At 45.8% G+C, this 14,941-nt stretch carries 15 protein-coding genes and 1 riboswitch; of the genes, 14 read left to right on the forward strand and 1 reads right to left on the reverse strand.

The genetic code is table 11. The annotated features are described in order from the left end of the window. Nucleotides 1-145 precede the first annotated feature (145 nt). From ACP4IT_RS03505 to ribH, 6 genes are all read left to right on the forward strand, one after another. Nucleotides 146-1,498, forward strand: coding sequence for a TrkH family potassium uptake protein (locus tag ACP4IT_RS03505; protein ID WP_226769661.1), 1,353 nt, complete (start codon nucleotides 146-148; stop codon nucleotides 1,496-1,498). 12 nt (nucleotides 1,499-1,510) lie between these two features. Then, entirely contained in the window at nucleotides 1,511-2,173 is a 663-nt protein-coding gene (locus ACP4IT_RS03510) for a potassium channel family protein (RefSeq protein WP_015474022.1), read from the forward strand. Nucleotides 2,174-2,244: 71 nt separating this feature from the next. Continuing rightward, a riboswitch (FMN riboswitch) is annotated at nucleotides 2,245-2,379 on the forward strand. Nucleotides 2,380-2,508: 129 nt separating this feature from the next. Next, entirely contained in the window at nucleotides 2,509-3,579 is a 1,071-nt protein-coding gene (ribD, locus tag ACP4IT_RS03515) for a bifunctional diaminohydroxyphosphoribosylaminopyrimidine deaminase/5-amino-6-(5-phosphoribosylamino)uracil reductase RibD (RefSeq protein ID WP_024855524.1), read from the forward strand. Continuing rightward, on the forward strand, nucleotides 3,564-4,169 hold the full coding sequence (locus ACP4IT_RS03520; protein ID WP_226769660.1) for a riboflavin synthase: 606 nt from the start codon (nucleotides 3,564-3,566) through the stop codon (nucleotides 4,167-4,169). The genes ribD and ACP4IT_RS03520 overlap by 16 nt, the downstream gene beginning before the upstream one ends. Beyond that, complete coding sequence (gene ribA, locus ACP4IT_RS03525) at nucleotides 4,162-5,361, forward strand: GTP cyclohydrolase II (RefSeq protein WP_086231667.1); 1,200 nt, start codon at nucleotides 4,162-4,164, stop codon at nucleotides 5,359-5,361. Before ACP4IT_RS03520 ends, ribA begins: the two co-directional genes overlap by 8 nt. Next, nucleotides 5,354-5,827, forward strand: coding sequence for a 6,7-dimethyl-8-ribityllumazine synthase (ribH, locus tag ACP4IT_RS03530; RefSeq protein WP_011668349.1), 474 nt, complete (start codon nucleotides 5,354-5,356; stop codon nucleotides 5,825-5,827). Before ribA ends, ribH begins: the two co-directional genes overlap by 8 nt. Before the next feature lie 119 nt (nucleotides 5,828-5,946). Here the strand turns inward: ribH and asnA are convergent, their stop codons facing one another. Beyond that, a complete protein-coding gene (asnA, locus tag ACP4IT_RS03535) occupies nucleotides 5,947-6,954 on the reverse strand; it encodes an aspartate--ammonia ligase (protein WP_011668348.1) in 1,008 nt (335 codons plus the stop codon). A gap of 615 nt (nucleotides 6,955-7,569) precedes the next feature. Here asnA and ACP4IT_RS03540 point away from each other — a divergent pair. From ACP4IT_RS03540 to ACP4IT_RS03575, 8 genes are all read left to right on the forward strand, one after another. Then, nucleotides 7,570-8,982, forward strand: coding sequence for an APC family permease (locus ACP4IT_RS03540; RefSeq protein ID WP_024855526.1), 1,413 nt, complete (start codon nucleotides 7,570-7,572; stop codon nucleotides 8,980-8,982). Between the two features lie 52 nt (nucleotides 8,983-9,034). Continuing rightward, a complete protein-coding gene (locus ACP4IT_RS03545; protein WP_128491971.1) occupies nucleotides 9,035-10,054 on the forward strand; it encodes a lipoate--protein ligase in 1,020 nt (339 codons plus the stop codon). 191 nt (nucleotides 10,055-10,245) lie between these two features. Next, on the forward strand, nucleotides 10,246-11,301 hold the full coding sequence (locus tag ACP4IT_RS03550) for an LCP family protein (RefSeq protein WP_267160837.1): 1,056 nt from the start codon (nucleotides 10,246-10,248) through the stop codon (nucleotides 11,299-11,301). Between the two features lie 254 nt (nucleotides 11,302-11,555). Continuing rightward, nucleotides 11,556-12,347, forward strand: a complete 792-nt coding sequence (locus ACP4IT_RS03555; protein ID WP_015474013.1) for a YveK family protein — start codon at nucleotides 11,556-11,558, stop codon at nucleotides 12,345-12,347. A 9-nt stretch (nucleotides 12,348-12,356) separates the two neighbouring features. Next, nucleotides 12,357-13,118: a CpsD/CapB family tyrosine-protein kinase gene (locus ACP4IT_RS03560; protein WP_179136654.1), complete on the forward strand. Its 762-nt coding sequence runs from the start codon at nucleotides 12,357-12,359 to the stop codon at nucleotides 13,116-13,118. Next, complete coding sequence (locus tag ACP4IT_RS03565) at nucleotides 13,115-13,897, forward strand: tyrosine-protein phosphatase (protein WP_407337163.1); 783 nt, start codon at nucleotides 13,115-13,117, stop codon at nucleotides 13,895-13,897. Before ACP4IT_RS03560 ends, ACP4IT_RS03565 begins: the two co-directional genes overlap by 4 nt. Further along, on the forward strand, nucleotides 13,897-14,565 hold the full coding sequence (locus ACP4IT_RS03570; protein ID WP_323373110.1) for a sugar transferase: 669 nt from the start codon (nucleotides 13,897-13,899) through the stop codon (nucleotides 14,563-14,565). The genes ACP4IT_RS03565 and ACP4IT_RS03570 overlap by 1 nt, the downstream gene beginning before the upstream one ends. A 232-nt stretch (nucleotides 14,566-14,797) precedes the next feature. Continuing rightward, nucleotides 14,798-14,941, forward strand: a 144-nt coding sequence (locus ACP4IT_RS03575) for a helix-turn-helix domain-containing protein (protein ID WP_141707575.1), incomplete at its 3' end; no start/stop codon positions are given.

Here is a 14,941-nt window from a genome sequence, read left to right on the forward strand (position 1 = left end):
GACAACTTGAGTGTAGAAAATTCACACTAATATTGCAAGCGCTTTCTACCGGGGCTAAAATCTGATTTTCAGTTGGATAAGTGTTGTGTTCCGTTCATCTTTGGCTTAAGCTGAATTGAGATGAATAGAAGAGGAACGGAGACTCATGGAAAAAATTAAGCAGTCACAATTATTCGATACGCTTTCTAAAAAAATGGTCTGGGGCTTTGTCTTCTTGATTACGATTGGTACAGTGCTTTTGAGCCTACCGGTCGCGACCAATGGCATGCGGGGGACTTCCTTTATTGATACAGTCTTTACGGCGACCTCAGCGACCTGTATTACCGGGTTAACGGTCGTTAATACGGCGGAACACTGGTCAATTTTTGGTCAGGTAATCATTTTAGGATTGGCTGAAATTGGTGCCTTAGGGTACATGACCTTTGCGGTATTGTTATTTAATCTCATGCGGCGCAACCTGGACCTGTCAACGCAATTGATGGTTAAAGAGTCGCTAAACTTAGAAAATTTAAGTGATACTAAAAGCGTAATGACCTATGTCGTCGGCTTGTCGGCATTATTTCAGATTGGTGGGAGTCTACTACTAGCAGTTGACTTTGTGCCCCGCTATGGCTGGGTGCGGGGGCTGTACATCTCGGTCTACCATGCGGTCATGTCCTTTTGTAACGCCGGCTTTGATGTCTTTGGGGACAGTCTAATGCGCTTTCGAAATGATTCCTATCTGCTACTAGTTACCATTATTTTGATTATTGGTGGCGGATTAGGGTTCTTGGTCTGGCGCGATCTGCTGTTATTTCACGAACGCAAACGGCTAACGCTCAATTCTAAGCTGACATTGACAACCACCGGCGCTTTGTTTGTTATTGGCTTTTTGTTGTTACTGGTTACGGAGCGCAATCTATCGATCCTACCTGCGCATACTTCATGGTTTAACCGAACGATCAATACGCTATTTTTGAGTGTGACCCCCCGGACGGCTGGGTTGATTACCGTGCCAACGAATAGTCTGCAATCAGGGAGTATTTTTCTGATTATGATCTTAATGTTTGTTGGTGGGACGCCTGGGTCTACTGCTGGTGGGATTAAGACCACGACGTTCGGTGTGTTGATGCTCCAAAGCATTGCCCAATTGTGCGGGAAAAAAGACGTTGAGTTTAGTCGGCGGCGCTTTAGTGCTAGCAATATTAACCGCGCATTACTATTGATCTTTTTGGCCAGCATCGTCATGGTCGTGGCCACGTTGATTCTGACGCAAACTGAGAAAATTCCTAAGGGCTTTGGTCTGGAGTACATCCTGTTTGAAGTGTTATCTGCCTTTGGAACGGTGGGCTTAAGTCTGGGATTGACGCCGCATCTAACCGTGATTGGTAAGTTGGTCATTATGTTACTGATGTTCATCGGTCGGGTAGGCATTTTCACATCGCTATATTCACTGTCTAAGCGGCAAACCACAGTTAATAAGATTCGTTATCCTGAAGAAAATGTCTTGATTGGTTAGGAGGTATCATTCATGAAGAAAAGTTTTGCAGTCTTAGGTCTCGGACGATTTGGACAGAGCGTCGTTCAGACACTGGCAGAAGAACACCAAGATGTGCTAGCCGTGGACGTAAAAGAAGAACCCGTCAATGAAATGATGGATATCGCTACCCAAACATTAATCGCAGATACGCGGGATGAAGATGTCTTACGCGGGCTAAATATCGATACCTTTGACTACGTGATTGTAGGAATTGGTAACAATATGGAGGCCAGCATTCTGACTACTATGTTAGCCAAGGAGTTGGGGGCTAAAAAGGTGATTGCTAAGGCAGAAACCAGTGACCATGGCCGGGTGCTCCAACGCGTGGGGGCCGATCAGGTGACTTATCCAGAACGGGATATGGGGCATGGGATTGTTCGTAAGCTACTGTCCAATCATATTTTGAATTTTATTGACCTCAGTGATAAGTACACGTTGGCTGAAGTCGTGATTACGGACCCGCACTTTGTCGATCAAGATCTAGTTGCCTTGAACCTGCGGCAGCGGTTCGATTTGACGGTAATTGCGATTCAGCATGAAGGGAAGATCAACATCTCCCCACAACCCACCGATGTTGTCCGGTTGCATGACGTATTAACGGTGGTCGGACCGATTGAAAATGTAGAAGCATTGGATGAATCACTGAAGAAATAAATGGCTTAGCCAGTGATTCAAGGTTGTTGCAAATTAAAAAATGGTGTACAGTGGTTGTTGAAAACTGAATATGATTTCTTCGGGGCAGGGTGAAATTCCCGACCGACGGTGACAACTTAAAGTTGAAGTCCGTGACCCACGTTTAACGTGGTTGACCCAGTGTGAGTCTGGGACCGACAGTATAGTCTGGATGGGAGAAGAAACGAACGCTAATGTCGTACTTCTGTGCGCACTTTTTTAAGTGTGAACTCGTATGAGATCTTATTTAGCTTACTATTAAATTGGGGCCCCGCATGTTTAACTGCGGGGCCCTTTTTTCGTGAGGTGAATGAGAATTGTTGGAACAATTGTTTATGCAACAAGCCGTCATAGCGGCCCGCCGGGGTTCTGGGCATACTTGGACCAATCCATTGGTGGGGGCCGTGTTCGTTAAGCATGGGCAAATCTTATCGGTGGGCTATCATCATCGGTATGGTCAACAGCATGCAGAGATTGATGCGTTGGCCCAGCTCCAGCGACCGCAACAGGCGCAAGGCGCGACCTTATATGTCACCTTGGAGCCATGTAGCCATTTTGGTAAAACACCGCCGTGTGCTGATCGCTTGATTGAAGTGGGAGTTGGTCGGGTAGTGATTGGACAACGCGATCCTAATCCATTAGTTGCTGGCCGCGGCATTTCTAAGCTACGTGCAGCGGGGATTTCTGTGAGTGTTTTGGATTCAACCACGGCGCTGAACCCGGCTTACAATTTTTATTATCAGCATCATCGACCCCAAGTGACTGTAAAGTATGCTATGTCACTAGACGGTAAGGTTAATCAGGCGGAAGCCCAACGAACCTATTTGACAGGAGCAGCTGCGATGGCTGATAGTCAACAGCTACGACGACAGCAACAAGCTATTTTGATTGGTGAGCGGACGCTAACTATCGATCATCCGCGATTAACCATCCGCGATGCGACAATAGATGAACCAGTGCCAATTCGAATGGTGGTGCTTCATGACATTGAACATATCGATACCAATCACCCCTTGTTTAAGGCGCCGGGGCCCATTTGGTTGTTGACCACCCACCCAGCAACGTGTCAATTACCAGAGCAGGTTCGCGTGTTTACCCGAACAACGTGGTCACCAGCAGCGATTACAGCATTGTGTTATCAGCAAGGAATTCAAGCACTTTTAGTTGAAGGCGGCAGTCATTTACAGGCAGCTTTCGTGCGAGATGACTTGGCGGATCAATTAGTCATTTATCTCAGTCCGTTGTTAATTGGTGGTGCGGGACTACCGGCTGTGTACGCCCCTGATTGGCCCAGTCCCAAACGGGCTTACACACCGCCGGTAACGACGCTTTTAGGAAATGATGTCAAGCTGACAACTAGGAGGCAACGTAAATGTTCACAGGAATAATTACAGATCAAGGTTACATTCGACAAATAAATAAAACAGCCACGGGAGCACAGCTCGTTATTCAAACGACACGGGCTCATCAGACACGACACGTCGGGGACAGCATCGCCGTGAACGGGATCTGCCTCACTTTAACCGCAGTGACTGACGAAGCATTTACCGTTGTTGCAATGGCTGAAACCTTGCAGCGTACGACACTGGGAACTTGGCAGACTGGTATGCAGGTCAATCTGGAAGCTGCTTTACGAGCAGATCAAGGATTGGATGGACATATCGTTCAGGGGCACGTTGACACCACAGCAACCTTACGAGCAAGTCATACTGAAGGGACCGCAGTCCGGTTGACCTTTGATGTATCAGCTGATCAAGCTCCTTACTTGGTTGAAAAGGGTGCTGTGGCCTTGGATGGTGTTAGTTTAACGGTTACGGCAGTTACTCGTCAGACGGTTCAGGTAGCGCTGATTCCCTATACGTTGGAACATACGAGTCTTGGTCATCTACAGTGCGGTGATCAGGTGAATGTAGAGACAGATATTTTGGGGAAGTACGTGGTTCGCCAGTACCAGTTAGGGGGGATGACTGATGACTAGTCGAGTTGAGGATGCCTTGACGGCGTTAAAGCGTGGTCAGTTAGTTATCGTAGCAGATGCTGAAGATCGTGAAGCTGAGGGAGACTTAGTGGGATTGGCAGAATTGGTTACACCGGACACGGTCAATCAAATGGTGACACATGCTCGGGGATTATTGTGCGCGCCCATGGCACCAGAAATTGCACAACGGTTGTCGTTGCTACCAATGTTGCCGCACAGTAGCGATGCTTTTCAGACGGCATTTACGAGTAGCCTAGATGCGCGGAGTACCAGCACGGGGATTTCTGCCATTGACCGCGCCGCAACAATTCATCAGTTAGCGGTGACAACCAGCACATGGGATGATTTTTATCACCCCGGACATCTCTTTCCTTTGATTGCACGAGCCAATGGCGTCTTAGAACGTGAGGGACATACGGAAGCAGCCGTTGATTTGGCTCGTTTATGTGGGGTGACGCCAGTTGCTTATATTTGCGAGATTCTCAAGAAAAATGGTCAGATGGCTCGTCGTAAGGATCTAAAAGCATTGGCGGAAGGACTGAAAATTCCATTTATTACGATTTCAGAGATTAAGGCTTATCGCGTAGCTCAGACTGTTTCACCAATCTCACGGGTGAAACTCCCGACAGCGTATGGTGAGTTCAGCCTACAGGATTTTGAGAATGGCGATGAGCAACCAGATCTCTTACTGACCTATGGTGATGTGACGGGGCAGAAATCCTTATTATTACGCGTTCATAGTGAATGCTTGACGGGGGATGTGTTTGGTTCGCAACGTTGTGATTGTGGTGCCCAGCTGCAAGAGTCAATGCGGCGAATTGCGGCTGCCGGTCGTGGTGCTATTTTGTATTTACGTCAGGAAGGACGTGGCATTGGCTTAATCAATAAGTTACGTGCTTATACCTTACAAGACCAGGGAGCCGATACGGTAGAAGCGAATGAACAACTTGGCTTACCTGCCGATGCGCGACGTTACGAACGGGCCGCGGCTATTTTACACGCTCAGGGACTGACACGGGTTCGCCTACTGACCAATAATCCTGATAAGGTGAAACAATTATCCCAAGCAGGCATCACGATTACTCAGCGTGAGCCTCTAGAAGTGGGGGTTACTCGGACAAATCGGGATTATCTACTAACAAAGAAGCATAAGTTCCATCATATCTTAAATGAGGTGACAAATAATGACTGAGATTTTAGGCTTACCGATAACGCGACCCGTTAAGGTGGGAATTGTTGTCGCAGATTTTAATGACTTGGTAACCACCAGATTACTGGCCGGTGCGCAGCAGGCGTTGCGACAGGCGGGGATACCGGAAGAAAATATTCTAGTTGTCCAAGTACCGGGCGCGATGGAATTACCGCGGGTGACGCGGCGACTGAGTGAAACGGGGGTTATTGACGGTGTTATTGCCCTAGGTGCGGTTGTTCAAGGGGAAACGGATCACTATACCTATGTTTGTCAGCAAAGCGCCGCTGGGCTGGCTCAGGCTTCGTTGACAGGACCTATTCCGGTGATGTTTGGTGTACTGATGACGGCTAATATGGATCAAGCATTGAATCGTGCGGGTGGAAAAGGGGGAAATAAAGGTCGAGAATGTGCACAGGCACTACTTCAAGTATTAAGCGTGGAGCAACAGTTATCGGAGCTACGTTGATCTAGTAAATAATAGGAACACATTAAAAAGCCATCTAATTTCTCACTAAGAGAAGCTAGATGGCTTTCTGTTTAATTGTCAGACTAATCCCAGATTATTAAAGGATTAGTTGGTGGTTTTTACAGCAAATGAATATTAGCAGCTTCGCACTGGTCGATCATGGCTTGGGGCCATAAGGCGGCTTGGACTTCGCCCACGTGCGCCTTCCCTAATAGCAGCATACATAGCCGCGACTGACCAATGCCGCCACCGATGGTAAAAGGCACTTCTTCATGTAAGACCATTTGGTGGTAAGGCAGGCTCAGTCGATCTTCCGCGTCAGCAATCTTTAATTGACGCTGCATGGACTCGGCATCCACGCGAATACCCATACTAGAGATTTCAATGGCCTGCTTCAATGGCTCATACCAGAAGAGAATATCGCCGTTTAATTGCCAGTCGTCATAGTCAGGAGCCCGACCATCATGGCGCTTACCACTCTTGAGGGCTCCCCCAATTTGCATTAAGAAAACACAGCCCAATTCCTTGGTGATGGCGTTTTCGCGTTCCCGAGGGGTCAGATCAGGGAAGCGATCTTCGAGTTCCTGAGTCGTGATGAAATGAATTTTGTCAGGTAAGTGATGCACGGCTTCGGGGAACTTGTACCAAACCTCGTGTTCCATGTGCTTGATAACTTTAAAGATTTGCCGAACGGTTTGTTTCAGGGTATCGAGCGTCCGTTCTTCCTTGGTGATCACCTTTTCCCAGTCCCATTGATCGACATACGCTGAGTGGAAGTTATCGAGGTCTTCGTCTTTACGGATGGCGTTCATGTTGGTGTAGAGGCCTTCGTGGAGGTTAAAACCATAACGTTTTAAAGCGACGCGCTTCCATTTAGCCAAGGAGTGGACGATTTCAATCTGTGAATCGCCCATGTCTTGCATGGTAAAGGACACGGGTTGTTCAATCCCGTTCAGATTATCATTGAGACCCGTTGATTTTTCGACAAACATAGGTGCGGATAGGCGGGATAAATTCAGTTGGGCACCGAATTCATCTTGGAAAGTTTCTCGAATGTAGCGAATGGCCCGTTGCGTGTCTTTGACTGATAATTTTGGATCGTATGAATCTGGAATGATTAAATGCATCGTCCTTACTCCTTTTCAATTTAAATTTAAGACAAAAAGAAAAGTCTCCCGTCCCTAGATATCTAGGGACGAAAGACTTTTCGCGGTACCACCCAAGTTGTTTATGCAACGATAAACCAACTCAATCAGAGTACAAACATACTCCCCGATGGTAACGTATCGGTGACGGCTCGCCCTACTATGACCCGGGTCATTTCAGGTAGCAACTAAGAAAGGGTTATTCCGTAAGATCCACACTGATTGGGTTTACACTAAGTCCCAACTCACTGGCAGGTTGACCAAACGTACTTGTCTTTCCTCCGTTTTTTATCTTGTGGCACTAATATTAGCACCTTTTTGAGATTTGTAAACCCTAAGATTAAAAAATCATGGCGAATTATCGAAAATTGACTGGGAGTTTTAAGTGCCTTATATAGTAAAAAAAGATCAAAGAATGATTTAGTCTTTTTGGAATTGGTGGCATCATCTTGGGAAAGTTGGGAGATGAATTGGGCAACGCAACTGTTGCAAAGGCCGAGTTTTGTGGGAGAATCTATTGACTTTTAGCAGAAACCAAATTAAACTATTGTAATTAATCTAATCAAAATCTCATTTAACGTGAAAGGCGGTGGCGTCTTGAAATGGCCAAAACGACTCTTTATTAAGAAACAAGTCCAAACGGATTTATATCGAAAAACTGGATTGGAAAAGACCCTAACAGCATTTAGTCTGACCACGATGGGAATTGGCGCAATTGTTGGGTCAGGGATTTTCATCACGCCTGGATTAATTGCGGCTAATTATACAGGTCCTGGGGTGATGTTATCCTACCTGATTGCCGTGGTCGTTTGTGCGATGGCGGCGTTGTGTTATTCGGAGTTTTCTTCAACGATTCCGTTAGCGGGCAGTGCGTATACCTATGTGTACGCGGTTTTTGGTGAATTTGTGGCGTGGATTTTAGGGTGGGCGTTAATCTCCGAGTACCTGTTCGCAGTTTCCTCGGTGGCGGTGAGCTGGTCGTCGTACTTTCAGAATCTCTTAGCGGGGTTTGGTCTAAAGCTACCAGCCTTCTTCCAAGCGGCGGCCGGTACGGCTGGCGTCAAAGGTGGGGGAATTGATGTGGTTGCTTTAATCATCACGATGCTGGTAGCGTGGCTATTGTCCAAGGGAATTCGGGAATCGGCGCGGATTAATAACATTATGGTGGTTGTGAAGATTTTAGTCATTTTGTTATTTATCGGAATCGCCATCTTTTATGTGAAACCGGCAAACTATAAGCCATTTCTGCCGTTTGGAACCAGCGGGATCTTTAAAGGAGCTGCGGTCGCCTTTTATGCCTATATTGGTTTCGATGCGGTGTCGACGGCGAGTGAAGAGGTCAAGAATCCCAAACGTAATATGCCAATTGGGATTATTAGTTCACTGCTGGTTGCGGCGGTGCTGTATATTAGTCTTTCTGCTGTGTTGGTCGGGGTGGTACACTACACGAAATTAAACGTGGCTGATCCGGTGGCTTTAGCCTTAACGTTGGTGCACCAGAACTGGGCTTCGGGAATTATTTCATTTGGGGCCATTGTGGGGATGACAACGGTGTTAATCGTGATGTCGTATGGCGGAACGCGGTTATTATTTGCTATTAGTCGAGATGGTCTCTTACCGGCAGCGTTGAAACGCTTGAACCCCAAGACACACGTTCCGGTGGCCAACACCTGGATTTTTGGCATGGTAGCCAGTATCTTTGCAGCGTTGATCCCAATTGATAAGATTGCCGAATTGGTAAATATCGGCACGTTATCAGCATTTGCGATGGTTTCGTTGGGGATTGTCTTTTTGCGGCATGATGAACGATTTAAAAATTTGGATACAGCTTTCAAGGTGCCGTGGTACCCGTATTTACCGATTGCCTCATTTCTCGCCTGTGTTTACCTGATGACGCAACTGCAAGCCTTTACTTGGGCGGCTTTTGGCGTGTGGGTAGTGTTGGGTTTAATCGTCTACGTTAGCTACGGCTATCGGCATAGTCAGGTACGGGCTAAAATATCACGGTAGCGTTTCCATTTCGTGGTACACTAAGTTTAATTCTTGCGAGAGGGATGACGTGATGCGTTATTTAGCCAGTTCAAGTTTAGATATTCGGCAAAATTTAGCGATTGAAACGTATTTGATGGAACATGCCGATTTAACGGAGCCCATCTTATACTTCTATATTAATTCGCCGTGTATTATTGTGGGGCGTTACCAAAATGTTTTAGCGGAGATTAATCAGCAGTACGTTCAGGACCATCAGATTATTTTGACCCGACGAACGTCCGGTGGCGGAGCAGTTTATGATGACCTAGGCAATGTGAGTTTTAGTTTTATCACCCGTGATGACGGAGATGCTGTGGGAAACTTTAAACGCTTCACGGACCCGGTGATTAAGGCCCTTCATCGGATGGGGGCAACTGGGGCAGCCATGACGGGACGTAATGATTTAACGATTGATGGCAAGAAGTTCTCGGGTAACGCGATGCATGCTGAACAGGGACGGATGTTTTCTCATGGTACCTTGATGTATGACGTGGATCAGACGCAGATTGAACGGGCGTTGCGGGTGCCGGCGGATAAATTGGCCTCTAAGGGGATCAAGTCGGTGCGTAGTCGGGTGACCAACTTGAAACCGTACTTTGACGCGGCCTATCAGAATCTGACGATTGAAGACTTTCGGGATACCTTGGCTAAAGAAATTCTGGAAGTGGACGATTTATCCGCGGCTAAACATTATGAGTTGAGTTCAACGGATCGGGCAGGAATTCAGGCGCTAGCGGACCAGTATTTTAATAACTGGGACTGGATTTATGGTAAGGATCCGGCGTATTCATTAACGCGGCGCCAACATTTTGCTGGCGGAACGGTTGAGTTTGACTTGGATGTTGTCCAAGGGCAGATTCAAGCCATCCAAATCCATGGCGATTTCTTTGGTCAATTACCAATTGCCGCGGTGACGACGCAATTAACGGGAATCCCGTATACGCCAGCGGCAGTTCAGAAGGTTTTTGACCAGATAGATGTGCCAGCGTATTTTGGCCGGATTTCGGCACCGGAGCTTGTACAACTGCTAACCCAACAGCCGCAAGCTTAGACGTGGTGGAATCAACTGCGATTAATGACGCTGATTGGTGAGTACTCTTGGTTTTTTCTTAAGGTTGGTCGGGAATTAGGAAGTGTTAAGGCTGGGCCTCTATAATGGTTAAGTCGATCACAGAAACACAGGGAATAAGAATGAGCGTCTGGTAGTGTGACAGGCGAGCTGAAAGGGTGGCTAACCAAACCATGGAAATGGAAAAGCGGCAACGACCGCGCCGAAAGAAACATCATGTGCGCAATTTTTTCTTGCTGTTGGTCCTGGTGCTAATTGCCGGGGGCACAGCGTATGGCATGAAAAAATATCAGAGTATTAAAAATGCAGTGGATACCACGTATCAGGCTTCGGGAGCCAAGAAGTTGCGAAATGTTAATGAAGTACTATCGGCCAAGAAACCGGTGTCGATTCTCTTAATGGGGACCGATACAGGGGCGTTGGGCCGAACATTTGCCGGTCGAACGGATAGTATGATGGTGGTCACGATTAATCCCCAAACCAATAAGACCACGATTACCAGTATTCCACGAGATACCGCAGTAAATATTCCGGGTTACACCAGCTATGGTGTCTCGAAGATTAACGCCGCGTACGCTTATGGTAAATCTAAGACGGCGATTACTACCGTGCAGAAAATGCTGAACATCCCGATCGACTTTTACGCCATTATCAACATGGGCGGGATGGAAAAGATTATTGATGAGGTTGGCGGCGTGACGTTGAAGCCAACGCTGAGCTTTAGCTATGGGGGCTACACGTTCAAGAAGGGTGTAAAGACCCATATGAATGGGAAAAAGGCATTGGCCTACTCACGAATGCGTGATGATGATCCGTTAGGAGATTATGGCCGACAGACACGACAACGTAAGGTCATTATGGCCTTATTGAATAAGTCGAATTCAATCTCATCGCTGCTAAATGAGGACTTTATTAGTTCACTGTCGAAGCAGACTCAGACGGATTTGACCTTTAATGACCTGACGGCACTGGCAACCAACTACCGTAAGGCCACGCAACATATTAAGACGACGCATTTGCAAGGAGCTAGCGAGACAATCGAGAGCCAAAGTATGGAGGTTGCTTCAAAATCCGAACTACAACGCGTTACCAACTATATTCGTAAAGCTCTGGGATTGAGCCACAAAACAACAGGCACGATTGCCCAAATGGATAGTACGAGTTCAACAGCAACTACGGACACAACCAGTGGGACTGGTGATACTGGCGGGCCAGGTGGCGGATACTAAAGCTAAACGAAATGAAGGCTCACTTGTCATGTAACATGTGATAAGTGAGCCTTTTTTACATGCTGTTTAACTCGTTAAAACACGAACTAAAAGTACCTAATTTGTTATAATGTTAAGATTTTTGCCCGAAAAGCCTTTATTTTTGATAAAAAGCCCGCTATACTATCATAAGCATAAAAAAATTAATGTTGATAAAAATTATCATCGAAAAATAAACTTACACGCGATGGTAGTAGGCCGTACTGGAGGAAAATATGGATTCTGAGCAAACAATTAGTGTGATGCAAATTTTTGGTATCTTGCGTAAACACATCAAAGCAATTTGGATCACAACTTTAGTAGTTTTTTTGGCGTCAATTTTTGTTACCTTTTTTGTGATGACGCCAAAATATGAGGCGACAACCGAAATATTGGTTAATCGAAAACTATCGGCCAGTATGCAGGCGGCACAGTATCAGCAAGTACAAGCCGACGTGCAGATGATTAGTACATATAAGGATATCATTACTAGCCCAACTGTCTTAAAGACAGTCAATAACACAACCAGCGGTTACCCTGGATATCCGGGATCAATGAGTGCATTGAAAAATGCTATTTCAATTAGTAACCAGCAGAACTCGCAGGTATTCTCGATTACGGTTAAGGCAACGGATGCTAAAACAGCGGCAACAATTGCGAATGAAACCGCCAAAGTATTTAAAAAGCAAGTTGTTAAGATGATGAGCGTTCATAATGTTTCAATCGTGTCAAAAGCGACACCGAACTATTCGGCGGTCAGTCCGAGAAAGACCATCAATTTGGCAATCGGATTAATTGTGGGGCTGATTCTCGGTATTGGATTGGCATTATTGCGTGAGGTTACGGATCGAACGGTTACTTCCGAGAGTTACTTGACGGATGAATTGGGATTGACCAGCTTAGGTATCGTTAGTGAAATTGACGATAAGGAAGTTAAAAAGCGGATTACGCGTGAACGTCACAGTTCAGACGTCTTAATTACCGGTGCAGATGGCAGAGTAGAAGCGCGTAGCCGAAGAAGGGTGTAGGTGACGACAATGGCGTGGTTTAAGCGAAACAAGAAAAAACTTGATGATACAAGTTTAAAGTATGGTGTCGGTTTAGTTAGCTATACAGAGCCCAATGGGATGATTGCAGAACAGTTCAAAACCATTCGGACGAATATTCAATTCTCCTCGGTTGATAAGCAACTCCAATCAATTCTGTTCACATCGTCGGAACCTTCTGAAGGAAAATCAACGATCAGTAATAATATGGCAGTTACCTGGGCGGATCAGGGCACTAAGGTTGTACTCGTTGATGCTGACTTACGGCGACCAGCCGTTCATCGCTCGTTCGATGTTAGTAATCGGATGGGATTGACGAACTATCTATCAGGAAACGCTGACTTATCGGCAGTGGTTCGCGAGACCATGGTCAAGGACCTTAGCGTAATCACAAGTGGACCAGTTCCACCTAACCCGGCGGAGTTATTGGGTAGTAAACGAATTGAAAATTTGTTAAGTGAACTAACCGCTGAATTTGATTTGGTGATTGTTGATGCACCACCGGTTAATACGGTGACGGATGCACAGTTATTGGCAAGCCAAATTGATGGGACGGTTTTAGTTGTGCCACAAGGTATTGCTGACAAGAATGGGGTGCGTCGGGCTAAGCAACTGTTGGAGACTGTTCACGCTAACATTTTAGGAACAGTGATGAATCGTGTGACAGCCCAAAAGTCAGTGGGTTATTACGGTGGTAATTATTATGGTGGCAGTTATTACGGCGGCTATTACGGAACGGATGATAAAAAGTGACGTTAGTTGATTTACATTGTCATATTTTACCGGGTGTGGATGACGGCGCGAAAGACTTGCCGATGGCACTTGGTATGGCACGCGACGCGGTGGCGCAAGGGATTAGTCATATTCTGCTGACACCGCACCATATGGATGGCGAATATACCAACCATAAGGTAGATGTATTGAGAAAAACAACGGCCTTTCAAGAAGCACTAGACGCTGCTAAGATCCCGTTAACAGTCTTTCCCGGACAAGAGGTGCACTTGACGGGGGAGCTCCTAAGGGCACTAGATGACGACGATATCCTGTTTATGGATGAGGGCGGCAAGTATCTACTATTGGAATTACCGCACAGTGGGATTCCAGAATATACGGAAGATATGATCTTTGAGTTGCAGGCGCGTGGGATTACACCAGTGATTGCCCATCCGGAACGGAACCATGGGTTTCAGAAGGAACCGGACCGGTTATATGATTTTGTAGAGATGGGGTGTTTAACGCAGCTGACCAGTAGTAGTTATCTTGGAGTGTTCGGCGATAATGTCGAGAAATTAACCGCTAAGATTATTCGCAGTGGTATGGGCTTTGCCTTTTCCTCGGATGCGCATAATTTTAAGGGACGGCGATTCTTAATGGGGGACGCCTTTAATAAACTAGAGCAACAGGCTGGTAAAGATGTTGCGATTAGGTTTAATGATGACGCTAGAGCAATCCTCAATGGGGAGGAAATTGTGAAACCGGAATTTACTAGGATTTCGGTGCTCAATAAGAAAAAGAGGTTTTGGTTATTCTAATGGATCATGGAGAAGATCATGCTGAGTCGATTGTGATTGACTTGGATCATGAACGGCATCGTTATATGTATCGTGTCGTAAAACGGGTATTTGATTTTGTAGCAAGTTTGCTGGGCCTGATTTTGTTATCACCGGTATTTCTGATTGTGGCAATTGCAATCAAGTTAGAGGATCCGAAAGGTCCGGTATTTTATTCGCAAACGAGATTAGGAAAACAACAACAACCATTTAAAATGTACAAGTTTAGATCGATGATTGTTAACGCTGATAAGCTATTAAAAAAGTTAGCAGATCAAAACGAAGTCGATGGGGCCATGTTTAAGATCAAAAGGGATCCGCGGGTGACTAACGTTGGGAGATTCATTCGTAAGTACAGCTTGGATGAATTACCGCAGCTGATGAATGTTTTATTGGGACAAATGAGCTTAGTTGGACCGCGGCCACCATTACCACGAGAAGTTGCAGAATATACCGAATATGATAGGCAACGATTATTTGTTAAACCAGGATGCACGGGATTGTGGCAAGTGACATTGCGTAATGAAGTGGGCTTTGACGGGATGGTTAAGTTAGATTTGGAATATATAGTGAAGCGAAGTATCACGTTTGACTTCTGGGTATTATTGAAAACCGTTAAAGTCTTCTTGAAGCCCAATAGTGCTTACTAATTTAGGGGTGTAAAATGACGGCTATTTCAATTACAACAGTTTTATATAATAATCAAGTTGAGACGGTTCAAAAATTAGTTAAAAATATTTTGATGGTCACAAAAGGGTTCGAGCAAGTTGATTATTACTTAGTGGTAGATTGTAAAATTAATCCGAACGCTGTTCGGACAAAAAAGATCAGCTTCCTTTAAAATGGTGTTTACCACAAACCCATCTTTTAGGAGCTGATCTTTTGTCTAGTATAACCTATTCTGAACGAATTAAAATCGAAACCTTTTGTGAACTAGGGCTGTCCAATATCCAAATGGGCGTTCGGCTGAACCGATCACCGTCAACAATTTCTTATGAATTATCTCGATGTCAACCTTATCAGGCT

The organism is Levilactobacillus sp. LN180102 (genome assembly GCF_050106635.1).
GTDB lineage: Bacteria > Bacillota > Bacilli > Lactobacillales > Lactobacillaceae > Levilactobacillus > Levilactobacillus brevis.